This window comes from Streptomyces sp. NPDC087440, assembly GCF_044744005.1.
GTDB lineage: Bacteria > Actinomycetota > Actinomycetes > Streptomycetales > Streptomycetaceae > Streptomyces.
In genome coordinates, this window is record NZ_JBIUXN010000011.1 from 189,032 (window position 1) to 211,390 (window position 22,359).

Annotated in this window: 21 protein-coding genes and 1 pseudogene; 11 read left to right on the forward strand and 11 right to left on the reverse strand. The window is 71.9% G+C overall.

Going from position 1 to position 22,359, the window contains the following annotated elements; translation table 11 throughout:
- Positions 1-21: 21 nt before the first annotated feature.
- The 4 genes from ACIO3O_RS22610 to ACIO3O_RS22625 form a co-directional block, all read right to left on the reverse strand.
- Positions 22-783: an SDR family NAD(P)-dependent oxidoreductase gene (locus ACIO3O_RS22610; RefSeq protein WP_401748546.1), complete on the reverse strand. Its 762-nt coding sequence runs from the start codon at positions 781-783 to the stop codon at positions 22-24.
- Positions 784-809: 26 nt separating this feature from the next.
- Positions 810-2,207 (reverse strand): DUF6421 family protein, encoded by a 1,398-nt coding sequence (locus ACIO3O_RS22615; RefSeq protein ID WP_401748548.1) that lies wholly within the window; start codon positions 2,205-2,207, stop codon positions 810-812.
- 81 nt (positions 2,208-2,288) lie between these two features.
- Positions 2,289-3,290 (reverse strand): alpha/beta hydrolase, encoded by a 1,002-nt coding sequence (locus ACIO3O_RS22620; RefSeq protein ID WP_401748550.1) that lies wholly within the window; start codon positions 3,288-3,290, stop codon positions 2,289-2,291.
- Between the two features lie 11 nt (positions 3,291-3,301).
- Positions 3,302-4,423 (reverse strand): LLM class flavin-dependent oxidoreductase, encoded by a 1,122-nt coding sequence (locus tag ACIO3O_RS22625; protein ID WP_401748552.1) that lies wholly within the window; start codon positions 4,421-4,423, stop codon positions 3,302-3,304.
- A gap of 52 nt (positions 4,424-4,475) precedes the next feature.
- On the opposite strand from ACIO3O_RS22625, the gene ACIO3O_RS22630 reads away from it, so the two are divergent.
- A complete protein-coding gene (locus ACIO3O_RS22630) occupies positions 4,476-5,120 on the forward strand; it encodes a PadR family transcriptional regulator (RefSeq protein WP_401748553.1) in 645 nt (214 codons plus the stop codon).
- A gap of 326 nt (positions 5,121-5,446) precedes the next feature.
- A complete protein-coding gene (locus ACIO3O_RS22635; RefSeq protein ID WP_401748555.1) occupies positions 5,447-6,130 on the forward strand; it encodes a glycerophosphodiester phosphodiesterase in 684 nt (227 codons plus the stop codon).
- A 130-nt stretch (positions 6,131-6,260) separates the two neighbouring features.
- Here the strand turns inward: ACIO3O_RS22635 and ACIO3O_RS22640 are convergent, their stop codons facing one another.
- On the reverse strand, positions 6,261-6,809 hold the full coding sequence (locus ACIO3O_RS22640; RefSeq protein ID WP_401748557.1) for a GNAT family N-acetyltransferase: 549 nt from the start codon (positions 6,807-6,809) through the stop codon (positions 6,261-6,263).
- A 212-nt stretch (positions 6,810-7,021) separates the two neighbouring features.
- Between ACIO3O_RS22640 and ACIO3O_RS22645 the strand changes: the two genes are divergently transcribed.
- The 5 genes and pseudogenes from ACIO3O_RS22645 to ACIO3O_RS22665 all read left to right on the forward strand — a co-directional run bounded on the left by ACIO3O_RS22645 (position 7,022) and on the right by ACIO3O_RS22665 (position 10,982).
- Positions 7,022-7,624, forward strand: a complete 603-nt coding sequence (locus tag ACIO3O_RS22645) for a DUF5134 domain-containing protein (protein WP_401748559.1) — start codon at positions 7,022-7,024, stop codon at positions 7,622-7,624.
- A 141-nt stretch (positions 7,625-7,765) separates the two neighbouring features.
- The gene (locus tag ACIO3O_RS22650) at positions 7,766-8,698 is read left to right on the forward strand and encodes a M56 family metallopeptidase (protein WP_401748561.1); all 933 of its coding nucleotides are present in this window, start codon (positions 7,766-7,768) and stop codon (positions 8,696-8,698) included.
- A 130-nt stretch (positions 8,699-8,828) separates the two neighbouring features.
- Positions 8,829-9,509 carry a phosphatase PAP2 family protein gene (locus ACIO3O_RS22655; RefSeq protein WP_401748563.1) on the forward strand — a complete coding sequence of 227 codons (681 nt, stop codon included), beginning with the start codon at positions 8,829-8,831 and terminating at the stop codon, positions 9,507-9,509.
- Positions 9,506-10,204 (forward strand): annotated as a pseudogene (locus ACIO3O_RS22660) (HAD family hydrolase). Before ACIO3O_RS22655 ends, ACIO3O_RS22660 begins: the two are co-directional and overlap by 4 nt.
- Before the next feature lie 145 nt (positions 10,205-10,349).
- Complete coding sequence (locus ACIO3O_RS22665) at positions 10,350-10,982, forward strand: TetR/AcrR family transcriptional regulator (RefSeq protein WP_401748564.1); 633 nt, start codon at positions 10,350-10,352, stop codon at positions 10,980-10,982.
- A gap of 11 nt (positions 10,983-10,993) precedes the next feature.
- Here ACIO3O_RS22665 and ACIO3O_RS22670 read toward each other — a convergent pair whose 3' ends face one another.
- A complete protein-coding gene (locus ACIO3O_RS22670) occupies positions 10,994-12,475 on the reverse strand; it encodes an LVIVD repeat-containing protein (RefSeq protein WP_401748716.1) in 1,482 nt (493 codons plus the stop codon).
- Positions 12,476-12,660: 185 nt separating this feature from the next.
- Here ACIO3O_RS22670 and ACIO3O_RS22675 point away from each other — a divergent pair, with 185 nt between their 5' ends.
- On the forward strand, positions 12,661-13,338 hold the full coding sequence (locus ACIO3O_RS22675) for a DUF305 domain-containing protein (RefSeq protein WP_401748565.1): 678 nt from the start codon (positions 12,661-12,663) through the stop codon (positions 13,336-13,338).
- Between the two features lie 85 nt (positions 13,339-13,423).
- Here the strand turns inward: ACIO3O_RS22675 and ACIO3O_RS22680 are convergent, their stop codons facing one another.
- Positions 13,424-14,053, reverse strand: coding sequence for a DUF6214 family protein (locus ACIO3O_RS22680; protein ID WP_401748566.1), 630 nt, complete (start codon positions 14,051-14,053; stop codon positions 13,424-13,426).
- 218 nt (positions 14,054-14,271) lie between these two features.
- Between ACIO3O_RS22680 and ACIO3O_RS22685 the strand changes: the two genes are divergently transcribed.
- Positions 14,272-15,621 carry an FAD-dependent oxidoreductase gene (locus ACIO3O_RS22685; protein WP_401748567.1) on the forward strand — a complete coding sequence of 450 codons (1,350 nt, stop codon included), beginning with the start codon at positions 14,272-14,274 and terminating at the stop codon, positions 15,619-15,621.
- A 101-nt stretch (positions 15,622-15,722) separates the two neighbouring features.
- Here ACIO3O_RS22685 and ACIO3O_RS22690 read toward each other — a convergent pair whose 3' ends face one another.
- Positions 15,723-16,070 carry an ArsR/SmtB family transcription factor gene (locus ACIO3O_RS22690; protein ID WP_401748568.1) on the reverse strand — a complete coding sequence of 116 codons (348 nt, stop codon included), beginning with the start codon at positions 16,068-16,070 and terminating at the stop codon, positions 15,723-15,725.
- 135 nt (positions 16,071-16,205) lie between these two features.
- On the opposite strand from ACIO3O_RS22690, the gene ACIO3O_RS22695 reads away from it, so the two are divergent.
- Positions 16,206-17,300, forward strand: a complete 1,095-nt coding sequence (locus tag ACIO3O_RS22695) for an NADH:flavin oxidoreductase/NADH oxidase (protein WP_401748569.1) — start codon at positions 16,206-16,208, stop codon at positions 17,298-17,300.
- A 17-nt stretch (positions 17,301-17,317) separates the two neighbouring features.
- On the opposite strand, the gene ACIO3O_RS22700 is transcribed toward ACIO3O_RS22695, so the two are convergent.
- Genes ACIO3O_RS22700 through ACIO3O_RS22710 form a run of 3 tightly spaced genes read right to left on the reverse strand, consistent with a single transcriptional unit; the run spans position 17,318 to position 20,964 of the window.
- Positions 17,318-19,219 carry a neutral/alkaline non-lysosomal ceramidase N-terminal domain-containing protein gene (locus ACIO3O_RS22700; protein ID WP_401748571.1) on the reverse strand — a complete coding sequence of 634 codons (1,902 nt, stop codon included), beginning with the start codon at positions 19,217-19,219 and terminating at the stop codon, positions 17,318-17,320.
- A complete protein-coding gene (locus ACIO3O_RS22705) occupies positions 19,216-20,127 on the reverse strand; it encodes a bile acid:sodium symporter family protein (RefSeq protein ID WP_401748573.1) in 912 nt (303 codons plus the stop codon). Before ACIO3O_RS22705 ends, ACIO3O_RS22700 begins: the two co-directional genes overlap by 4 nt.
- A gap of 24 nt (positions 20,128-20,151) precedes the next feature.
- A complete protein-coding gene (locus ACIO3O_RS22710; RefSeq protein ID WP_401748575.1) occupies positions 20,152-20,964 on the reverse strand; it encodes a class II aldolase/adducin family protein in 813 nt (270 codons plus the stop codon).
- A gap of 256 nt (positions 20,965-21,220) precedes the next feature.
- Between ACIO3O_RS22710 and ACIO3O_RS22715 the strand changes: the two genes are divergently transcribed.
- A complete protein-coding gene (locus ACIO3O_RS22715) occupies positions 21,221-22,312 on the forward strand; it encodes a WD40/YVTN/BNR-like repeat-containing protein (RefSeq protein ID WP_401748577.1) in 1,092 nt (363 codons plus the stop codon).
- Positions 22,313-22,359 lie beyond the last annotated feature (47 nt).

Consider the following 22,359-nt stretch of genomic DNA (forward strand, 5'->3'; position numbering starts at 1 on the left):
CGGCTCCGGTCACCGGGTCCGTCACGGCTTGGGGGTCAGCCACAGGCGCTGTCCATTCACTTCCGAGGCGGGCTTGTCCCAGACTCCGGCGATGGCGTCGGCCAGTTCCGTGACGTCGGTGAAGCCCGCGAACTTCGCATTCGGGCGCTCGGCGCGCATCGCGTCGTGCACCAGTGCCTTGATCACCAGGATGGCAGCGGCCGTGCGCGGCCCGTCCTCGCCCCCCGCCTTGCGGAACGCGTCGCCGAGCGCGAGCGTCCACGCCTCGGCGGCGGCCTTGGAGGCGGCGTACGCGGCGTTCCCGGCGGTCGGCTGGGACGCGCCGGCGGCGCTGATCAGCAGGTAGCGGCCGTTGTCGCTGCGCTGGAGTCCCGGCTGGAAGGCCAGCGAGGTGTGCTGGACGGTGCGGATCAGCAGCTTCTCCAGGAGGTCCCAGTCGGCGAGGTCGGTCTCCGCGAAGGTCGCGGAGCCGCGCCAGCCGCCCACCAGGTGGACCATGCCGTCGATCCGGCCGAACTCCTTCTCGGTCTTGTCCGCCCAGGCCCGGGTGGCGTCGAGGTCGAGGAGGTCGACGGTCTCGCCGATGACGGTGGCTCCGCCGTGCGCGTACCGGGCGGCGTCCACGGCCTCCGCGAGGCGGGCCACGTCGGCGTCCGCGCCGACCACGGTGGCCCCGGCCTCGGCGAGCCTCAGCAGCGTGGCGCGGCCCGCCGGTCCTGCTGCTCCGGCAACGGCGATGACGGCTCCGTCGAGGGGGCCCTCGGGTGCGTTCTGTGCGGTCATGTCGGTCGCCTCCTGGGCGCGGGGGCTCACGCGGCCACCCGCTCGGCGCCGGAAGCGGTGATCCCCTTGGTGGAGGCGATCACGGACTTGAGCTTCTTGGAAAGCGCCTCATAGAACATGCTCAGCGGAAACTCGTCCGGAAGCACGTCGTCCACCAGTTTCCGCGGCGGCAGCGACAGGTCCAGGGCGTCCGGCCCCTTGGCCCAGCGCGATCCCGGGTGCGGCGCCAGGTACGTCGACACCAGGTCGTACGCCGCGAACCAGTGCACCAGCTTCGGGCGGTCGATGCCCGCGCGGTACAGGTCCTCGATCTCGGCGCAGAGCTGGTTGGTGACCTGCGGGGCCCGCTCCCAGTCGATCTTGAGGGTGTTGTCGGTCCAGCGCACCACGTCGTGCTTGTGCAGGTACGCGAAGAGGAGCTGGCCGCCGAGTCCGTCGTAGTTGCGGACCCGCTCGCCGGTGACGGGGAAGCGGAACATGCGGTCGAAGAGCACCGCGAACTGCACGTCGCGGCCCTGCGGGACGCCGTCGGCCTCCAGCTTCACGGCCTCCTTGAAGGCGGTGAGGTCGCAGCGCAGCTCTTCGAGGCCGTACATCCAGAACGGCTGGCGCTGCTTGATCATGAAGGGGTCGAAGGGCAGGTCGCCGTGGCTGTGGGTGCGGTCGTGGACCATGTCCCAGAGCACGAAGGCCTGCTGGCAGCGGTCCTGGTCGGCGACCATCGCGCGGATGTCCTCGGGCAGGTCGAGGCCCAGGATGTCGACGGCGGCGTCGGTGACCGTACGGAAGCGGGCCGCCTCGCGGTCGCAGAAGATGCCGCCCCAGGTGAATCGTTCCGGCGCCTGGCGCACGGCGATGGTCTCGGGGAAGAGGACCGCGGAGTTGGTGTCGTACCCGGAGGTGAAGTCCTCGAAGGTGATGCCGCAGAACAGCGGGTTGTCGTAGCGGGTGCGCTCCAGTTCGGCGAGCCACTCCGGCCAGACCATGCGCAGCACGACGGCTTCGAGGTTGCGGTCGGGGTTGCCGTTCTGGGTGTACATCGGGAAGACGACGAGGTGCTGGAGGCCGTCGGCGCGGGACTGGGCGGGCTGGAAGGCCAGCAGCGAGTCCAGGAAGTCCGGCACGTCGTACGCGGAGTCGGCCCAGGCGCGCAGGTCGGCGACGAGGGCGCGGTGGTAGGCGGCGTCGTGCGCCAGCAGCGGGGAGAGCTCCTCGACCCCGGTGATCACCCGCTCCAGGACGGCGTCGACGGCCGTGCGCGCCGGGGCGTCCTCGGCGTCCAGGTCGATGGAGCCGTCGGCGCTCTGCCAGGGGCGGATCTCCTCCACCGCTGCCTTGAGCACCCCCCAGGCGGGGTGGTCGATCGCTCGCGAGGCCTCGGCTATGCCCCCACCAGCAATGTCCTGCACCAGAATTTGCGTCATGTCACTTCCTCCACGGGAGAACCTCGCGTCAAGAAACCGTATCCACGCAAGGTTCTTCCGCACAAGAGGAGCCAGGAGAAATTATCCTGCGCAACCCCCTAGATCACCGGAATTCTTCCTGTCGTACGACCCCGAGGCGGCGATGGCTCCCGTCACACCGGCCATCGCGGCCCGGGAATCGGCGAGGAGCCCGGTGAATCCGAGGAAGCCGTGGAACATCGCCGGGAAGTGCGCCCGGTCGACCGTCACTCCTGCTGCCCGCAATGCGGCGGCGTACGCCTCTCCCTCGTCGCACAAGGGGTCGCAGCCGGCCGTCAGGACGTACGCGGGCGGCAGTCCGCGCAGGTCGGCGGCGCACAGCGGCGACACGCGCGGGTCGCGTGCCAGGGTGCGCCCCGCACTCCCGAGGTACTGCTCCCAGTACCACCGCATGTGGGCGGCGGTGTGGAAGTAGCCGCTGGCGTTGCGCCGGTACGACACGGTGTCCTGCGCGGCGTCCAGCACTGGATACAGCAGCACCTGGAGCGCGATCCTCGGGCCGCCCCGCTCGCGGGCGAGCTGCGCGCACACCGCGGCGAGGCAGCCGCCGGCGCTGTCGCCCGCGACGACCAGCGCCCCCGGATCGCCGCCCGCCTCGTCGAGGTGCCCGGCGGTCCACTCCAGCGCGGCGTACGCGTCGTCCACGGCGGCCGGGAACGGCGCCTCCGGTGCCAGCCGGTAGTCCACCGACACGAAGGCGGCCCCGGAGCCCGCACACAGTTGCCGCACGGTGGCGTCGTGCGAGTCGAGCCCGCACAGCGCGAAGCCGCCGCCGTGGAGGTACACGACGGTGGGGTACGGAGCGGGCCGGTCCGGCAGGTAGACGCGCACCGGCAGCTCGGGCGCCCCGGCCGGTCCCGGGATCGTACGGTCCTCCACCGACCCCACGGGCGGCCCGCCGGGCCCCTGCGGCTGGGCGGCGAGGATGCGGCGGGCCTGCGCCGCGCTGGTGACGGTGCGCCCGAGGTCGGGGAAGCCCGCGCTCATCCGGTCCACGAGGGGGCGGGCCACGGGGTCGAGCCGGTCGTGCCCTGCGGAGGCCATCGGGTCCCCTCTCACGCCGCGCGGAAGTGCGGGATGACCTTCTCGCCCCACTGCCGCAGGGTCTCCAGGCAGGCCTCCTGCGGCACCGTGCCCATCTGGATGAGGCACATGACCTCGTCGGCCCCGGCGTCCCGGAGCCGCTCCACGTACGCGATGGCGTCGTCGGCGGTGCCGTAGGCGTGGTCGGCGTGGAAGGTCGCGGTGGCGGTGGGGCGCACCGGAATGTGCTGCTCATGGAGCCGGGCGACGACCTGCTCGGCCGCCCTGCGCATCTCGGCGGCCTCGTCCACGCCCGCCACGACAGCTTCGTCGGGGACGCCCGCGCCGCCGTACCAGTGGCCGATGGACTGAGCGAAGAAGCGCTGGCCGCGCACCCCGATGCGGCGGGCCTGCTCGCCGTCGTCCAGGACGATCGTCGGGCAGAGCACGGAGAAGTGGTCGTTGACGACGCTGGAGACGCAGCGGGCGTCGGTGCGGGCGGCGCGCGCCGCGTCGTACGCGGTGCGCATCGCGGCGATCGACTCGGGTCCCGCGAAGCCCATCACCAGGGCGCCGACGCCGAGTTCGGCGGCCTGGGTGAGGGTCTCGGTGCGGCTGCACGCGAGGAAGAGCGGCGGGTGTGGGAGCTGCTGGGGGCGCGGCAGGATCGGGTGCGGGTCGATGTCGATGAGCTCGCCGTGGTACTCCAGCTCGTCGCTCTGCCACGCCTTGCCGATGATGCGCAGCGCCTCCTCGACCTCCTGGGTCGTGCGGTCCGGGTCGACGCCGCACAGGGAGGTCTCCTGTTGTGTGCCGCCGCGTCCCGCGCCGAGATCGAGGCGGCCGCCGGAGAGCAGGTCGAGCATGGCGGCGCGCTCGGCCACGCGGGCGGGGTGGTTGAAGGCGAAGGGCATGCACACGACGCCGTGCCCGATGCGGATGGTGGACGTCTTGGCCGCGACCCAGGTGAGGAAGATCTCCGGTGCGCTCATGTGCGCGTACCACTTCAGGGAGTGGTGCTCGACGGCCCAGATCCGGTCGAAGCCCATTCGCTCGGCGAGGACGGCCTGTTCGACGCTGTCGCGGATGACCTGGTGCTCGCGCTCGGGGGTGGGATCGGTGAGCTGCGCCTCGAAGATGACGGAGAATTTCACGGCCCCTCCAGGGGGTTGATTTCCGTGCCCGGCCCTTACTTCAATTCGCCATATGACTAGTCGTCAGGTCCCGAGGAAGCAAGACGCGCGACACGACGCACTCCCCCAACTCCCGCCCACCGCCTGGGCGGTGCTCGGCCTGCTGTCCTTCCCCGGCGAGCGCACCGGCTACGAGCTGAAGAAGTGGGCGGACTCCTCGCTGCGCTTCTTCTACTGGTCACCGGCGCTCAGCCAGATCTACGCGGAGCTGCGCAGGCTGGAGACGCTGGGGTACGTCACCTCCACGCGCTCGGGCCCGGAGGAGCCGCGCGCCAAGCGGCGTTACGCCATCACCGGCGCCGGTCGCGGCGCGCTGGCCGCGTGGGCGGACGGCGAGGAGGACGCGGGGCCGCCGGTGCTGAAGCATCCGCTCGTGCTGCGCGTCTGGCTGGGCCACCTCGCCGATCCGGCGCGCCTGGCGGAGCGGGTGGCGGACCATGTGGTGCGCACGCAGGCCGCGTTGGACGACGTACGGGAAGCGATGCGGCGTGCGGAGGGCGTGACGGAGTGGGCGCATCCGCAGGTGGCGCTGCGCTGGGCGGAGCGCCAGCACCTCGCGGAGCTGGAGCTGGCGCGGGCGATGCTGGCGGACCTGGACCGGCTGGCCCCGCCGGGGACGAGGGGTCAACTCCCGTACGGCGCGCCCACGGACGAGTGACAGAGTGCGGACCGGGCCGCGCACAGGGGTAGGACGGACGCACCCTGTCCTCGTCGCCGACCGTACGTCCCGTGCCGGTCGCGCGCACAGGTCACCTCCCCACGCACCCGGAGCAGTCCCCCATGAGCATGCGCGCCATCCTTCTCGCCGCCGTCGTCACCGGTCTTCTGCTGGGCATCGCGAACGCCCCTGCGGAAGACTCCAGTTCCTCGCGTCAGGCGGGTTCCGTTGCGGAGGCCGGCCGCTAATCTCGCTGTGAGCTGTGAGTCGCGCTGTGCGTCGCGCGCTCCGAGCTCTGTGCCGCCGTCGACGGAAGCGAGATCGCCTTGTCTTTCCTCACCATCGGTCATCGCGGAGTCATGGGTGTCGAGCCCGAGAACACCCTGAGCTCCTTCCTCCACGCCCAGCACGCGGGCATGGACGTCATCGAACTCGACCTGCACCTGAGCAAGGACGGCGCGCTCGTCGTCATGCACGACGCCGACGTCGACCGCACCACGGACGGCCACGGCCCCATCTCTGCCATGTCGCTCGCCGAGCTGCGCACCCTGGACGCGGGCAACGGCGAACGCGTCCCCCTCTTCGAGGAGGTGATCGACGCCGTCACGGCGCCGATCCAGGCGGAGATCAAGGACGTGGCCGTCGCACGCGCGCTCGCCGAGGTGCTGCACCGGCGCGACCTGGTGGAGCGCGTCGAGGTCCTGTCGTTCCACGACGAGGCGCTGACGCAGGTCTCGGCGCTGGTGCCCGGGGTGCGGACGGCGCTGGTCGCCGAGTTCTACGGGCCCGAGGTCGTGGACCGCGCGGTGGCCGCCGGGGCCTCGGCCCTGGTGCTCGACCTGCAACGGCTCACCCTGGAGACCGTCCGCCGGGCCCACGCGCAGAAGCTGCGCGTGGTCGGCTGGGTCGTGAACACCCCGGAGGAGCTGCGCCTGGCGCACGCGCTGGAGCTGGACGGGGTGACCACGGACTTCCCGGAGATCCGCAGGACCGGCCGCTTCATGGCGTGACCGCTTCATAGCGGGAACGCTTGACGGCGGGAACGCTTGACGGCGGGAACGCTTGACCGCTTGATCGCGTGACCGCCTCACGGCGGACGGCTTCATGGCGCGGCGGCGGGTCCCCCGCGCTGCGCCGCCCTCAGAGTTCCTTGACCAGGAGCTCGAAGGCGAGGTCGTCGCGCTGCGGGATGCCGAAGCGCTCGTCGCCGTACGGGAAGGGCGTCGTCTTTCCCGTACGGCGGTAGCCCCTGCGCTCGTACCAGGCGATCAGGTCGGCCCGCTGGAGGATTACGGTCATGTGCATCTCCGTGGCGCCCCAGGTTTCGCGCACCAGGCGCTCCGCCTCCGCGATGATGATCTTGCCGAGGCCGCCGCCCTGGTGGCCCGGGCGGACCGCGAACATCCCGAAGTAGGCCGCCGTGCCTCGGTGTTCGAGCTGGCAGCAGGCCACCAGTTCGCCGTCTCGCTCCACGGTGAGCAGGCGGCTGCCGGGTGCGGTGATGACCGCGATGACGCCCTCGGGGTCGGTGCGCTGCCCTTCGAGGAGGTCGGCCTCGGAGGTCCAGCCGGTGCGGCTGCTGTCGCCCCGGTAGGCCGACTCGATGAGCGCGACGAGCGCGTCCGCGTCGCCCTCCACGGCGTCGCGGAAGACCAGTTCCCCGGGGGCCGGGCGCGAAGTGGTGTGCATGGTGGGTCTGTCCCTCGTGTTCTGCTTGTTCGGCTGTTCGACTGTGCGGCTGTTCGGCTTGTTTGGTTCCGTACGTCGACGATCCTTCCGACCCTAGCGCGGTCGCGCGCTCCCCCTGTGTGCCGTTGCGCATGCGTGCGCCCCGGCCGTTGCGGGCATCGACTTCTCGACCTGTCGCCACGTCGTGGTGGACCCGAGCGGGGAGGTACGCCGTGCACGGACCGGCGATGTCCGGCTGGCTGCTGGTGGCGCTGTGCGGGATGACGAGTGCGTACTGCCTGCTGCGGATGCGCAGCGGCCCCCGGGAGGAGCGCGGGGTGGCCCGGGGCGAGGCGCTGATGGGCCTCGGGATGGCCGTGATGGCGGTGCCCGCCGCCGTTTTCGCGCCGCCGCAGTGGAGCGGTGCGGTGTACGCCGTGGTGTTCGGGGCGGCTGCGCTGCGCGCGCTGTGGTGGGCGCGCGGCGGGGCGGGAGGCGGTGTGCGGGGCGGTGTGCGGGGATCGCACCACCTGCACCACCTGGTCGGGTCCGTCGCGATGGTCTACATGGCGCTGGCCATGGCCGCGCCCGGCGGTGGCGGCCACGCTGCGCACGGGGTGCAGGCGGGCGGGGTGCCGTTGCTCACCGGGGCGCTGGCGGCGTACTACGCGGTGTACGTGCTGCGGGTGGGGGCGCGGCTGATCCCGGTGTCGGCGGTCGCGACGCCGTCTGGCGGGACGGTCGGGACGGTCGGGTGGGGGGCGCGGCCGGAACTGGCGCTGGCCTGCCGGTTGTCGATGGCGCTGGGCATGCTGACGATGCTGCTGACGCTGTGAGCCGGGCGCGGTGTTCCGGTGCGGTGCTACGGCGGGGTGTTCCGGCTCGGTGTTCCGGTGCGGCGCTGCGGAATGAGTCGTACGTCACTCCCCCTCCTCGCCCGTACCCGGGGGTAGCGCCGCCCTCATAGGCTGAGCCCCATGATGGTCTCCCTGTCGCTGCTGACGCTCGGCCTGCTGACCGCCGTGCTGGCCCCGCGCCTGCTCGCGGGCGCCGCATGGCGTGACAGGGAACCCGTGGTCGCGCTGTGGATGTGGCAGTGCGTGGTGGGTTCGGTGCTGCTGTGCTTCGCGCTCGCGATGACGTTCAGCGCGGCGGCGGCCTGGCAGTCGGTGCGCGGGCACGTCTTCGCGTCCGCGCCGCACGGGGTGGTCGAGGCGTACGCGCTGGGTGCGTACGGTCCGTGGTCGGCCGTCCTCGCGCTGGTGCTGGCGGGCTGCGGCGTGTGGACCGGCGCGATGCTCCTCCGCGAGATCCACCGGGCGCGCGTGCGGCGCAGGCAGCACCGGGCGGAGCTGCTGGTGCGCGCCCCGGCGCTGCCCGGCGAGGAGCCCGGCGGGCGGCTGGTGGTCCTGGAGGGCGAGCGTCCCGACGTGCGGTGGCTGCCCGGCGCCAGGCCCCGGCTGGTCATCACCACGGCCGCCCTGCGCCGCTTGGAGGGCCGTCAGCTGGACGCGGTGGTGGCGCACGAGCAGGGGCACGCCCGGGCCCGGCACGACTGGCTGCTGCACTGCTCGTCGGCGCTGGCGACCGGCTTCCCGCAGATTCCGGTGTTCGCGGCGTTCCGCGACGAGATGCACCGGCTGGTCGAGCTGGCCGCCGACGACATGGCCTCGCGCCGCTTCGGCCGGCTGACGACCGCGCTGGCGCTGGTGGAACTCAACGAGGACCGGGGCGTGTTCGGTCCCACCTCGGCCCCGGACGCCGGTCTTCCGCAGCGGGTGAACCGGCTGCTGGCCCCGGTGCCCCGGCTGACCCCGGCACAGCGGCTGCGGCTGGCGGCGACGTCCGCGCTGGTGCCGGCGGTGCCGCTGGTGGTGGCGTTCGTACCCGGGCTGCGGGCATTGGGGTAGCGGTTCGGCCGGGGCTGCGGGCACGGGGTAGCTGTTCGGCCCGGGCTGCGGGCGTCGGAGGCAGAGGTTCGGCCGGGGAAACGCCGCGCTGGTGGGGCGTGATCGGCGGCTGGTCGGCAAGGATCACCCCATGTCGTCACCCTCCCGCACCCTCCCTCCGTCCCGCTCCCCCGCGCTCCTCGTGGGCGCCCTGCTGACCGTCGCGTTCGCCGTGCTGCTCGTTCTGGTGGCCGTCTCGTGGGGGCCGCTGGTCTCCCTGGACGGCGACATCGCGGACGGGCTGCACCGCTGGGCGGTCGACGATCCCGCGACGACCGGGGTCATGCGGGTGCTGTCGGACTGGGTGTGGGACCCGTGGACGATGCGGGCGGTGATCGCGGTGGTCTTCTGCTGGCTGCTGGTGCACGGGGAGCGCACGCTCGCACTGGGGGTCGCGGTCACCAGTGCGGTGGGTGCGCTCGTCCAGCAGATCCTGAAGGCGGCTGTCGGGCGGGAGCGCCCCCAGTGGCCCGATCCGGTCGATTCCGCTCAGTACGCTGCCTTCCCTTCCGGTCATGCGATGACAGCGACGGTCACTTTCGGTCTGCTGCTGTGGCTGCTGGCCCGGTTCACGACGTCGCGGGCGGCCCTGGCGGCGCTGCTGGTGCTCGCGGTGGTGTCGGTGCTGGGCGTCGGTTTCACCCGGCTGTACCTGGGGGTGCACTGGTTCTCCGACGTGCTCGGCGGATGGCTGCTCGGGGTGGCGGTCGTGCTGGCCGCGATCACGTCGTACGCCTACCTGAGGCCGTCGCGGGGAGGATCCACGGCATGACGATCAAAGCCGTGCTCTTCGACTTCTCCGGCACCCTCCTGCGCGTCGAATCGGCCCGCACCTGGGTGGACGCGGTACTGGGCGGCGCGTCCACCCCGTACCCGGACGAGGAACGTCAGCGTTACGCCGAGCTGCTGGAGCGGGCGGGCGCGCTGCCCGGGGGCGGCGACCCCCTGGCCGTGCCGCCCGCGCTGGCGGCCGCCTGGGCGACCCGGGACGAGAGCGCCGAGCTGCACCGCGCCGCGTAAACCGGCCTGTCCCGGCAGGTCGCGCTGCCCGACGACGCCCTCCACGACGCCCTGTACGCCCGCCACATGCTGCCCGAGGCGTGGCAGCCGTACCCCGACACCGCGGTGGTGCTGAGCGCCCTGCGGGAGCGCGGGATCGCGGTGGCCGTGGTGAGCAACATCGGCTGGGACCTGCGTCCGGTGTTCGTGGCGCACGACCTGGACCGGTACGTCGACGCGTACGTGCTCTCGTACGAGTACGGCATCCAGAAGCCCGACCCGCGGCTGTTCCGGGCGGCCTGCGAGGCGGTGGGGCAGGAACCGGAGCACACGTTGATGGTGGGCGACAGCCGGTCCGCGGACGGCGGCGCGGCGGCCCTGGGCTGTGCGGTGCACTTCGTGGACCATCTCCCGGTCGCCGAGCGCCCGGACGCCCTGCGTCCCGTACTGGATCTGCTGGAGCGGTAGCGGTCCCCGGACATGACGCTGCCCGCCTCGGACGATCCCCCGCGTCGCCCGAGGCGGGCAGCAGCTCCGCGCCCACCCGGCGAGGGGTGCGCGCGAACCGCGATGAGTATATTGGCTCGGAGCCAGTCAACGCAGGAGTTACAGGATGTCCCCGCGCAGCGCATCGGTCAACGAGGAATTGCGCAGACGTTCCCGCGAGCGGATTCTGCGGGCGACGGTGGAGCTGGTGGGCGAGCGCGGTTACGAGGCCACCACGCTCGGCGACATCGCCGACCGGGCCGGATCGGCGCGGGGCCTGGTGTCGTACTACTTCCCCGGCAAACGGCAGCTGCTCCAGTCCGCGGTGCACCGGCTGATGCACCTCACCATCCGGGCGGCCGTCGAGCGCGATCCGGTGCCGGACGACGGGCGGGAGGTCCTGGCGCGTGCGGTGGACGCCGTACTGGGGCTGGCGCTGGAGAACCCGGTGCTGATGCGCACGCACATGGCGGGCATCCTGCAGGCCGAGGGCTTCGTGCAGTGCCCCGAGCAGCAGCAGTTGGCCGAGGTGCTGCGGGGCGCGATGATCCGCTACGGGGCGGGCGATCCGGACACGGAGTACCCGTTGCTGCGGGCGCTGTTGATGGGCACGGTGTTCGCCCTGCTGCTGCCCGGTGCGCCGATGCCGCTGGGGCGGCTGCGCGCGGAGCTCTTCCAGCGGTACGGGCTGGACTGGGAGCTCGGTGAGCCGCCGGACGGGGGTCCGCCCGGCGGCACGGCAACCGGAACTACCGCGTGATCACGGGGTGATCAGAGGTAGTCGGGCTGCGTCTGCACGTTGAGCTCGCGCTGGCGGAACCACTTCGCCGGGTCGGTGCGACGGTCGTTGATCTTCAGGACGTCGAAGCCCTTGGCGATGTCGTTGGAGAAGACGTAGCCGTTGTAGTAGTACGCGGACCAGGAACCACCGGTGGTGATGGTGTCCGTGGAGATCGGGCCGCGCTCGAAGTAGCCGATCTCCTTCGGCTTCGAGGAGTCGGTGAAGTCCCAGAAGGAGACACCGCCCTGGTACCAGGCCTGGACCATGATGTCGCGGCCGGGAACGGGGATCAGCGAGCCGTTGTGGGCGACACAGTTCTCGGTGTCGGCCTGGTGGCGCGGGATCTTGTAGTAGCTCTTGAAGACGAGCTTGCGCTTGTCGCCGTGGCCCTTGATCTCGTAGATGCCGTTGGCACCGCGCTTGGGGCCGATCTCCGCGTTGCAGGTCGCACCGCCGCCGCCGCCGAGCTCGTCGGTGAAGACGACCTTGTCGGCGCGCTCGTTGAACGTCGCCGAGTGCCAGAACGCGAAGTTGGTGTTGTCCTGGACGCGGTCGATGACCTTGGGCTTCTCCGGGTCCTTGATGGAGAAGAGGATGCCGTCGCCCATGCAGGCGCCCGCCGCGAGGTCCTTGGAGGGCAGCACGGTCAGGTCGTGGCAGCCGGTGGTCTCCGACAGGTTCGGGTTCTGCGGGTCGTTGCCCGGGTTGCCGCCGTCGGGGAAGAGGACCGGGAAGTCGATGACCGCGGCCTTCTGGGGCGCCTTGCGGGGCACCTTGATGACCGAGATGCCGTCGTGCGGCGGCTGGCAGTCCGGGTAGGTGGCGCGCGGCGAGTACGAGGAGACGTACACGTAGATGTTCTTGCGCTCGGGCACCAGGGTGTGGGTGTGCGAACCGCAGGCGGTCTCGACGGCGGCGACGTACTTCGGGTTCCGGATGTCGCTGATGTCGAAGATCTTCATGCCCTCCCAGGAGGACTTCTCCGTCGCGGGCTGCGTGGTGCTGGTGCAGGAGTTGTCACTGCGCGAGGAGTCCGTGGAGAGGAACAGCAGGTTCCCGGAGACGGAGATGTCGTTCTGCGATCCGGGACACAGGACCTGGGTGACGGTCTTCGGCTTCTTCGGGTTGCTGATGTCGAAGATGCGGAAGCCGTCGTAGTTCCCGGCGAAGGCGTACTTGCCCTGGAAGGCGAGGTCCGTGTTGAGGCCCTTGAGGGCGTCCTTGGGGATGTTCGCCAGGTGCTCGACGTTCTTGCTGTGGACGATCTCGTCCACGCCGGGTATCTCGCCGCCCTGGATGGCCTTGCGGGCCTCTTCCTGCTGCGAAGTGGTGACGCCCTGTCGCTGGGCGGGGGTGTCACCGGGCTCGGGGGTCGCGGCGGCGGGGCCCGCCGTGAGGAGCGTCGCGAGCAGACCGGCCGCGGCGGCTGCCACGCCGAGGCGTCTGCGTCTCTTGAAGCGGGGGTTGGTCAACGATGCCACTGCGTACTCCCTTGTTTCGGTTCGCAGTTGAACGGTTGAGGGACCTGGGAAGTATCTGTCTTCTCATGTACATCTCAACAGATGGCAACGGAGATGTAATGAAGTTTTTTGATCACCCGTGTGCGAAACCGTGCTACACCGGTCACCAACTGCCCCGTTCATCCCAGGAGGTTGCTGTGCACCCCCGTCAAACCGGCGGACATCGACGCACGTTGGCCGTGACGGCCCTGCTCGCCGCTGCCGCCCTGCTCGCTCTGTCCGGCTGCGACGGGTCGCAGGAGGCCGACGCGAAGGCAAAGCCGCAGGGCACCGGCGTGGTGGTCGCCCCGGGGAAGCCGGGTGAGCCCGCGCGCACCCTCAGCGCGGACGAGGCGCTCAAGGAAGCCCCGCAGGACAAGCCCAACTCGGCGGACTTCACCTACACGGAGATGATGGTCGTCCACCACGGGCAGGCGCTGGTGATGACGGACCTCGCCCCGTCGCGCGCCTCCTCGGAGGGCGTCAAGCAGCTCGCGCAGCGCATCGCGGCGGCCCAGAAGCCGGAGATCGAGGCGATGAAGGGGTGGGAGACCCGCAGCGGCGCGGCCAAGCGACCCAGGACCCCGCACGACCACGCGTCCATGGCCGGCATGGCGACCCCGCAGCAGCTCGCCGAACTGAAGGCCGCCAAGGGCGAGGCCTTCGACAAGCTGTTCCTGAAGCTGATGATCACGCACCACAAGGGGGCGCTGACCATGGCCGGAGACGTCCTGTCCGACGGCAACGACGTGACGATCGAGGAGATGGCGACGGACCTGGTCGCCCAGCAGACGACCGAGATCAACCGGATGGCGCGGATGCTCAAGACCCCTTAGGGGACCGCACGGTGAGGCCCGCGCCCGTGGATCCCGCACCGGGGGACCCGTGCCCGTGGGGCCCGCACGGCGGGGTCCTGCGGCGTCAGCGCCTGTTGTGGCGCGGCGCCAGATACCCCTCGTCGCGGGCGCTCGCGATGACCTTCAGGGACTTGCGGCGGCTGCGCCCGGTCGCGTACATCACCGCGAGCACCGGGTCCCGGCCCTCCCCCTGCGCCGCCAGGTACGCCTCGGCCGCGATCCGGCGCCCGGCGCTGCCGCGCGGCCAGGAAGGGCGGGCGCGGCGCTTGCCCGGGGGCTCCTCGTCGAACGCGGGACCGTCGCCGAAGTACCCGCGGGGGCCGGACATCGCGCCCCGGTGCTGCTCGGCGACGACCCGGCAGGCGTCCTCCAGCGGGCCCTCGATCCAGTCGGCGAGCACCGCGAAGCCGTCCAGCGACAGCGGCGGGTCGGCCCGCATGTCCTCGATGGCGACCCGGCCCTCCGAGACCACGGCCAGCACGTCGATGCGGGCTCCGTCGGCGAAGGTCAGCCGGATGTTGAACCACGGCGGGAGCTGGTCGCGGTGCGTTCCGCCGTCGCTCCAGGAGGCGAGGGCGGGTCCGGCCGGGCCGGTGACGGTGCCGTGGCCCTGCAGTTCCCAGACGGGCCATACCGAAACTGCTCCATTAGGCTCATATCGGCCAGATGCTGCGTAATAGGTCGTTTCCGGCATTTCGGAAACGTAACTCCGTGCGGCCCAACACCCGCAGCGGCGCGCACGGATGGCGGGCACAAGGCACCCCGTTAGCGCAGCACCGCACCTCCCATGCGGTCCTTCCGCCGCGGACCCTCGCGCCCGTGCACCTCGCGGGGCTCGCCGGCGTGCACGCCCCTGCCGCTGTCGCCCGTGCGGTGCCATGCTGGAGCGACCCTGCGGGAGGGAGCTCCGCCGTGCTTCGCGTCGCAGTCGTCGGGTCGGGCCCCAGCGGTCTCTACACGGCCCAGGCCCTCGTCCAGCAGACCGCCGTGCCCGACGTACGGGTGGACGTGCTGGACCGGCTGCCGTGTCCGTACGGGCTGGTGCGGTACGGGGTGGCGCCCGACCACGAGAAGATCAAGTCCCTGCAGGGGACGCTGCGCACGGTGCTGGAGCACGAGCGGATCGCGTTCGTCGGCAACGTGGAGGCGGGCACCCCCGAACTGCCCGCGCAGCGGCTGCGGGAGCTCTACCACGCGGTGGTGTACTGCGTCGGCGCGGCCGCCGACCGCAGGCTCGGCATCCCCGGCGAAGAGCTTCCCGGCAGCCACTCGGCCACCGAGTTCGTCTCCTGGTACAGCGCCCACCCGGACGCCGATCCGGGGGGCTTCGCGCTCGGGGTGCGCTCCGCCGTGGTGATCGGCGTGGGGAACGTGGCGGTGGACGTGGCCCGGATACTGGCGCGCGGGGCCGGGGAGTTGCTGCCGACCGACATGCCGCAGGGGGCGCTCGACCTGCTGGCTGGCTCGACGGTGCGCGAGGTCCACATGGTGGGCCGGCGCGGCCCCTCGCAGGCCCGGTTCACCACCAAGGAGCTGCGGGAGCTGGGCGGTCTGCCGGACGCGTCGGTGTCGGTGGAGCCGCCGGAGCTGGAGCTCGACCCCGCGTACGGCGACCCGTCGGGGCTGCCGGGCGCGCTGCGCCGCAACGTGGAGGTGCTGCGCGGATGGGCGCTGACGCCGCCCCCGGTGCGCACGCGGACCCTGCGGCTGCGCTTCCACCTGCGGCCGGTGGAGGTGCTGGCGCGGGCGGGCCGGGTGGCGGCCGTACGGTTCGAGCGGACCGTGCCGGACGGGGCGGGCGGGGTGCGCGGCACGGGAACGTACGAGGACATCGAGGCGCAGTTGGTACTGCGCTCGGTGGGCTACCGGGGCGTGCCGCTGCCGGGGCTGCCGTTCGACGAGGGGCGCGGGACGGTGCCGCACGCGGGCGGGCGGGTGCTGCGGGACGGGGTCGTGTCGGCCGGGGAGTACGTGGCCGGGTGGATCAAGCGGGGCCCGACCGGGGTGATCGGGACGAACCGGCCGTGCGCCAAGGAGACGGCGGCCTCGCTGCTGGCCGACGCCGACGCGCTGGCGCGCCGCACGGTGCCGGCGGAGCCCCTGGACGTACTGCGAACAGCGGGTCTGCGGCCGGTGGAGTGGCCCGGGTGGCTGGCGATCGAGGCGGCGGAGGCGGCGCTCGGGGCGTCCCTGGGGCGGCGCTCGGTGAAGCTCCACGACTGGGCGGGGCTGCTGGGCGCGGCGGGCGGCACCGGCGGCTGAGCCCGCCCGGCCAGGCCCGGTGACGTCAGAGCCGCCGGAGTTGCGAGCCGCCGGATTCCGGCGCGCGCCGGGTGGCCGCGAGCCCCCGTCTCCGTCGCGTTTCAGTCGCGCGCGGCCTGGAGCTCCGCGGCCTCCAGCACCGACGCGAGCAGCCCGGGGAACAGCTCCTCCAGGTCCTCGCCGCGCAGTGCGCTCTTCTTCGCGGTGCCCCGGTAGACCTGCACGATCACTCCGCTCTCGCGCAGGACGCGGAAGTGGTGCGTGGTCGTCGACTTGGAGACCGGCAGCTCGAAGGCGGAGCAGGCCAGTTCGTCGTCCGTGCGGGCCAGGTCGCGGACGATCAGCAGCCGCATCGGGTCGGAGAGGGCGTGCAGCACGTTCTCCAACCGGATCTCCGCGCGGTCGGGGTGCGCGAGTTCACGACTGGAGTGCGCTGCTGCGGTGGCCACGGTGGTCTCCCTCGGGGCTGCTTCGTCGGGGCTGCTTCGTCGGCGGGTCTCCGCCATTGTACGAGACCTCTCGTAGTTTGACAGACGTCGTATTACGATGGGTATCGTACAAGCAGTAACAGGCCCTTCCCTGATATGGAGTTCGCCGTGAGCAGCAGTCTCTTCCAGCCCTACGCCCTGCGTGCCGTGACCGTGCCCAACCGGCTCTGGATGGCCCCGATGTGCCAGTACAGCGCCGAGGCGTTCGGCCCGAACGCGGGTGTCGCGAACGACTGGCACTTCGCCCACTACGCGGCCCGCGCCACCGGCGGCACGGGCCTGATCCTCCTGGAAGCCACCGCTGTCAGCCCCGAGGGCCGCATCAGCCCGTACGACCTCGGCATCTGGAACGACACCCAGGTCACGGCCCTTCGCCGGATCACCGACTTCTTCCGGACGCAGGGCACCGTCCCCGGCATCCAGATCGGCCACAGCGGCCGCAAGGGCTCCACCGCGCAGCCCTGGAAGGGCGGCGGCCCGCTCGGGGCCGAGGAGCACGGCTGGCAGCCGCTGGGCCCCAGCCCGCTCCCCTTCCAGGAGGGCCACCCGGTTCCCGCCGAGCTGACCACCGCACAGATCCAGGAGATCACCGGGCAGTTCGCCGCTGCCGCACGGCGTGCCCTCGCCGCGGGCTTCGAGGTGGTCGAGGTGCACGGCGCCCACGGCTACCTCGTCGGGGAGTTCCTCTCCCCGCACTCCAACCGGCGCACCGACCAGTACGGCGGCAGCTTCGAGAACCGCACCCGCTTCGCCCTCGAAGTCGTCGACGCCGTACGGGAGGTCTGGCCCGAGGACAAGCCGCTGTTCTTCCGCATCTCCGCCACCGACTGGCTGGAGGACAACGGCTGGACCGCGGACGACACCGTCCGTTTCGCCGCGCTGCTCCAGGAGCACGGGGTGGACCTGCTGGACGTGTCCACCGGCGGCAACGCGTCCGGTGTCCGCATCCCCGTCGGCCCCGGTTACCAGGTCCCCTTCGCCACCCGCGTGAAGGAGGAGACCGGACTCCCCGTCGCCGCCGTCGGCCTCATCACCGAGCCGGAGCAGGCCGAGAAGATCCTCGCCAACGGTGAGGCGGACGCCGTACTGCTCGGACGCGAACTCCTGCGCGACCCGTCCTTCGCCCGCCACGCGGCCCGCGAACTCGGCGGCGACGTCCACGTGCCCGACCAGTACCACCGCTCCGTCTGACCGGTCCCGCGCGTCCCTCAGGGCAGCACGAAGGGTTCCGTCGTTCCGCTGAAGGGGCCGGTCGTCGTGGTGTCGCCGTGGTAGCGGAGGCGGTAGGAGCCGGGTGGGGTGGCGGCGGGGACGGTCCAGGTCACCGTCGCCGTGGAGGTGGTGCGGCCGGTGCGGGACCAGCGGAAGGTGGTGGACCAGTCGCCGTCGTCGGCGACGCGGGTCCAGGTGTCGTCGGCGTTGTGGCGTTCGACGGTGAGGTAGGTGTCGCCCCTGCGCAGGTTGTTGGCGGGGTGGGCCGCCACGAAGGTGGCGGTCGCCCGGTCGCCGATGCGGGCGAAGGAGAGCAGGTCGCCGTAGGCGTGGCCGGGGTGCGGCTGTTCCGGGGCGGCGGTACGGCGCTGGGGGCGGGCGGCGGGGAGGGGTTCGGGGGTGCCGGGGTGGACCGGGCGGCCGTCGCGCAGGGCGGTGGCGAGGGCGGCGGCCGTCTGGCAGAGCGCGGGGAGTTGCCAGCGGCCGAAGAGGGTGCTGCCGCCCTCGTACTCCTGGGCGTCGTACTCCTCGGGCGTGGTGACGTAGTGGAAGTACCCGTTGCTGTAGCCGGCGACGAGGACGTCGTCGAGGTCGGCGCCGACGATCGCGGCGACGGTGCGCCGCAGGCGCAGTCCGGCGACGATGGTGACCTCGCCGGGGATGCCGATCAGGTAGAGGCGGCCGATGCGCAGGAGCTGGACGGGGACGCGTTCCTGGACCATGGGGCGGAGCTTGTTGAGCGGGCCTGCGGGCAGGACCAGCGCCTTGGGGGCGTGGGCGTCGCGCAGGGCGGGCGAGAGGGCGTACACGACGCGCTGCGAGACGGCGTCCCAGAGAGGGTTGCGGCCCTCGCGGAAGCCCGCGAAGCCCTTGCCGTCGGCCCAGGCCCCGGCCAGGGCCGCGGCGCCGCCCACGGGGGTGCCGGTGCGGTGCGCGCGGCCGTCGCCGGTGTACTCGGGGCCCACTTCGGTGTTCGCGAGGTCGATGTGGGTGATGCGGTGGTCGAGGGGGCCGGTGAGCGGGGAGGCCTCGGCGAGGAGCGCGGTGGCGGAATGCTGCTGACGGGTGCCGGTGATGCGGGTGTTGTCGTACTCGTTGTCGGTGGGGCCGCTGCCGGGGCGGAGGTTGAGGTTCGGCGACATGTCACCGGCGTTGGTCTGCGCGAAGGCGGTGATCAGGGCGGGTGCCTGGGGTGCGAGGTAGTCCGCGCCGTTGTCGAGGCGCTCCCACTTGTAGGCGGCGTACCCTTTGTTGTCGCTGCTGATCAGGGTGTTGGTGTTGGTCATGCTGGTGTTGTGCACGGGGAAGAAGTGGAGCGCGCCGGTGGTCTCGCCGTCGCGGTCGATGCGCAGCAGGGTGGTGAGCGGGTCGACGCCCTTGGGGAAGTGGGCGCGGTCGTGCTCGGGGTTGCGGTCGAAGGCGCGGCGGGAGCGGTTGGCGCTGGCGTCGTGGAGTTCGCCGTGGGCGAGGGAGAGTTCGGCCGGGGCGAGGTCGTCGAGGGCGGCGAGGGCGGCCTCGGTGATGCCGTCGACGATCGCCGCGAACGTCCGGGGCCGGAAGCCGCCCGTGTTGCTGTTGTAGAGCGCGTGGTGGAAGTAGCCGCCGGGGCCGCAGTGGGTGTGGGTGGCGGTGAGCAGGACGTTGGACTCGGTCCACTCGGACGGCAGCCTGCGGACGACTTCCTGGACGATTCCGCCCGACATCAGGGGGAGTTCGCAGATCACGAGCAGCAGTCGCCGGTCGGCGGGTCCGGTGCCCTCCGCGAAGGCGAAGGCCCGTGCGCGCAGGCGCAGATGGATGCCCGTGGACTGCTGACCGGCCTTCCCGTAGCCGAGCAGGCCGCACTCGGCGGCCTCCCCGGTGATGTCGGAGATGCCTCGGCCGGCCAACTGGGTCATGGACGCTCGCTCTCGGGAAGTGCGCTGTCGGGTACGGGAGTGGGGCCCCCGGTGTCGGAGGTGTGCGCCGCTCGGCGCAGGAGCACGCCCGCGAGGGCGGCGGCGAAGAACATCAATACCCCGTACGTGGCGCCGGGGACGGCCATTTCGGTGTTGTCCAGGATGCCCATGGCGATGGTGATCGCCAGCGTGGTGTTGTGCAGGCCGATCTCCATGCAGGAGGCGATGGCCTGGCCGCGCTCCACCCTGCACAGGCGCGGCACCCAGTAGCCGACGGAGAGGCTGAGCATCAGCAGGACGACGGCGACGGGCCCGGTGGAGCGCAGGTAGTCGAGGAGGTTCGCGCGCTCCTGGAGGGCGGCGCCCAGGATGATCGCCACCAGGATGACCACGGAGGCGATCTTCACCGGGCGGTCCATGCGGCGGGCGAAGCTCTCGGCACGCGCGCGGACGTACATGCCGATCGCGACGGGGATCAGGACGATCGCGAACACCTGGAGGGTTTTGGCGAACTGGAGGCCGAGTTCGGTGCCCTCGCCGAGGAAGTGCTGCGCGGACAGGTTGAACACCAGCGGCAGGGTGACGACGGAGATCACCGAGTTGACGGCGGTGAGTGTGACGTTGAGGGCGACGTCACCGCCGTAGAGGTGGCTGAAGAGGTTGGCGGCGGTGCCGCCCGGCGAGGCCACGACCAGCATCGTGCCGACCGCCAGGACCGGCGGCAGCCCGAAGGCGTTCACCAGGCCGAAGCAGACGGCCGGCAGCAGCACCACCTGGCAGCCCAGCGCGACGACGGTGGCCTTGGGGTGGGTGAGGACACGGCGGAAGTCGGCGGGGGTGAGGCCGAGCCCGAGGCCCAGCATGATGATCGCGAGGGCGATCGGCAGCGTGACGGCGGCGAGGTCCACGGGGCGTCGGTCCGCGCTGCCGGGTCAGTCGAACAGGTCGGGGTCGGAGGCGGTGATCTGGTCCAGCAGCGGTTGTGCCTGGAACCAGCCCGCGAAGGACCCGCCGAGCTGGGCCCGGGTGCGCAGGGCGGTCTCACGGTCGATCAGTTTGGGGGTGCCCGCCGCCATCGCGAGGAGCTGGGCCTGGCAGGAGCGTTCCATCGTGATGAACCACCAGACGGCCTCGGCGACAGTGCGGCCGACGGTGAGCAGGCCGTGGTTCTGGAGGATCACCGCCTTGTACGCGGCGAGGGCCTGCCCGATCCGCTTGCCCTCCTCGGCGTCGCTGACCACGCCGGTGTAGTCGGTGTAGAGGCCGTGGTCCTCGAAGAAGGCGCAGGCGTCCTGGGTGATGGGGTCGAGCGGGACGCCGAGGCTGGAGAAGGCCTTGCCGTGCAGGGAGTGCGAGTGGGCGGCGGCGATCGCGTCGGGGCGGGCCTGGTGGACGGCGGCGTGGATGACGAACGCGGCGCGGTTGACCGGCCGGTTGCCGTGCAGGAGGTTGCCCTCGTGGTCGACCAGGATCAGGTCGGAGGCCTTGATCAGGGAGAAGGCCATGCCGAAGGGGTTCACCCAGAACCGGTCGGGGTGCTCGGGGTCGCGGACGGTGATGTGCCCGGCGACACCCTCCGAGAAGCCGAACTTCCCGAACAGGCGGAATCCGGCGGCGAGTTGCTCCTTGCGGTACTGCCGCTCCTCCTCGACGCTCTCGTGGACCGGCGGTGTGGGCACGGACACCCCGGGCGGCATGGGGCCCGCTGCGGCGGCGATGACCTGCTCCATGGTGGGGGACGTCATGGCTGACTCTCCTCGTCGGTCGGGCCGTGCGGGCGTACCGACTGGATGGTTTCGGGACGGGTCGGCGCTGTCAAGGAATGCGGCGGGAAACGGCTCACGGCGCCGTCCCGCGGCTTCCGGCACCGCCCCGCGGCTTCCGACACAATCCCGGCTTACCGCCCTGACCTGGGCGAATGCCTGATCTCGGGGCCATTGTCAGTGGTGGGGTGCAGACTGGCCGATACCTGGAGACAACGACGTCTGGGAGGTGTCGGCCATGTCCGACGTACTGCTCGCGGTAGGCACACGCAAGGGACTCTTCCTCGGCCGCAGGCGCGGTGGCGGGGAGTGGGAGTTCGACGGCCCACATTTCAACGCGCAGGCCGTGTATTCGGTGGGAATCGACCGCAGCGGTGCGGCGCCCCGGCTGCTGGTCGGCGGGGACAGCGCGCACTGGGGCCCCTCGGTCTTCCATTCCGACGACCTCGGGAGGACCTGGGTCGAGCCGGAGAAACCGGCGGTGAAGTTCCCCCAGGACACTGGGACTTCGCTGGAGCGGGTCTGGCAGTTGCATCCGGCGGGCCCCGCCGCGCCGGGTGTGGTGTACGCGGGGACGGAGCCCGCGGCGCTGTACCGGTCGACGGACCGGGGCGAGACCTTCGAGCTCGTACGCCCGCTGTGGGAGCATCCGACGCGCTCCCAGTGGGTGCCCGGCGGGGGCGGCGAGGCCGTGCACACGGTGGTCACGGACCCGCGTGACGCCGCCCTGGTGACGGTGGCGGTCTCGACGGCGGGGGTGTTCCGGACCCGGGACGGCGGGGCGAGCTGGGCGCCGTCCAACAAGGGGGTGTCGGCGGTCTTCCTGCCGGACCCGAACCCGGAGTTCGGCCAGTGCGTGCACAAGGTCGCGCAGGACGCGGCCGATCCGGACCGGCTGTACCTGCAGAACCACTGGGGCGTGTTCCGCAGTGACGACGCCGGGGCCACCTGGTCGGACATCGGTGAGGGGCTGCCCTCCACGTTCGGCTTCGCGATGGCCGCGCACCCGCACCAGGGGGACACCGCGTACGTCTTCCCGATCACCGCGGACTCCGACCGGGTTCCGGCGGACCGCAGGTGCCGGGTCTACCGGACGCGGGACGCGGGCAAGAGCTGGGAGCCGCTGACGGCGGGCCTGCCACAGGAGGAGCACTTCGGGACGGTGCTGCGCGACGCGCTCTGTACGGACGACAACGCGCCTGCCGCCGGGGTGTACTTCGGCAATCGCAACGGCGAGGTGTTCGCGAGCGACGACGACGGGGACAGCTGGCGGCAGCTCGCCTCGCACCTGCCGGACGTGCTGTGCGTACGGGCGGCGGTGATCGGCTGACCGGCGCCGCCCGGGGCGTCCTGCGGTCCGGCGGTCTGCTCGGCCGA

Coding starts and splice junctions, on each gene's coding strand:
- ACIO3O_RS22610 (WP_401748546.1), bottom strand. CDS start 783: ATGACCGCACAGAACGCACCCGAGGGCCCCCTCGACGGAGCCGTCATC.
- ACIO3O_RS22615 (WP_401748548.1), bottom strand. CDS start 2,207: ATGACGCAAATTCTGGTGCAGGACATTGCTGGTGGGGGCATAGCCGAG.
- ACIO3O_RS22620 (WP_401748550.1), bottom strand. CDS start 3,290: ATGGCCTCCGCAGGGCACGACCGGCTCGACCCCGTGGCCCGCCCCCTC.
- ACIO3O_RS22630 (WP_401748553.1), top strand. CDS start 4,476: ATGACTAGTCGTCAGGTCCCGAGGAAGCAAGACGCGCGACACGACGCA.
- ACIO3O_RS22640 (WP_401748557.1), bottom strand. CDS start 6,809: ATGCACACCACTTCGCGCCCGGCCCCCGGGGAACTGGTCTTCCGCGAC.
- ACIO3O_RS22650 (WP_401748561.1), top strand. CDS start 7,766: ATGATGGTCTCCCTGTCGCTGCTGACGCTCGGCCTGCTGACCGCCGTG.
- ACIO3O_RS22655 (WP_401748563.1), top strand. CDS start 8,829: ATGTCGTCACCCTCCCGCACCCTCCCTCCGTCCCGCTCCCCCGCGCTC.
- ACIO3O_RS22665 (WP_401748564.1), top strand. CDS start 10,350: ATGTCCCCGCGCAGCGCATCGGTCAACGAGGAATTGCGCAGACGTTCC.
- ACIO3O_RS22680 (WP_401748566.1), bottom strand. CDS start 14,053: ATGCCGGAAACGACCTATTACGCAGCATCTGGCCGATATGAGCCTAAT.
- ACIO3O_RS22695 (WP_401748569.1), top strand. CDS start 16,206: ATGGAGTTCGCCGTGAGCAGCAGTCTCTTCCAGCCCTACGCCCTGCGT.
- ACIO3O_RS22700 (WP_401748571.1), bottom strand. CDS start 19,219: ATGACCCAGTTGGCCGGCCGAGGCATCTCCGACATCACCGGGGAGGCC.
- ACIO3O_RS22710 (WP_401748575.1), bottom strand. CDS start 20,964: ATGACGTCCCCCACCATGGAGCAGGTCATCGCCGCCGCAGCGGGCCCC.
- ACIO3O_RS22715 (WP_401748577.1), top strand. CDS start 21,221: ATGTCCGACGTACTGCTCGCGGTAGGCACACGCAAGGGACTCTTCCTC.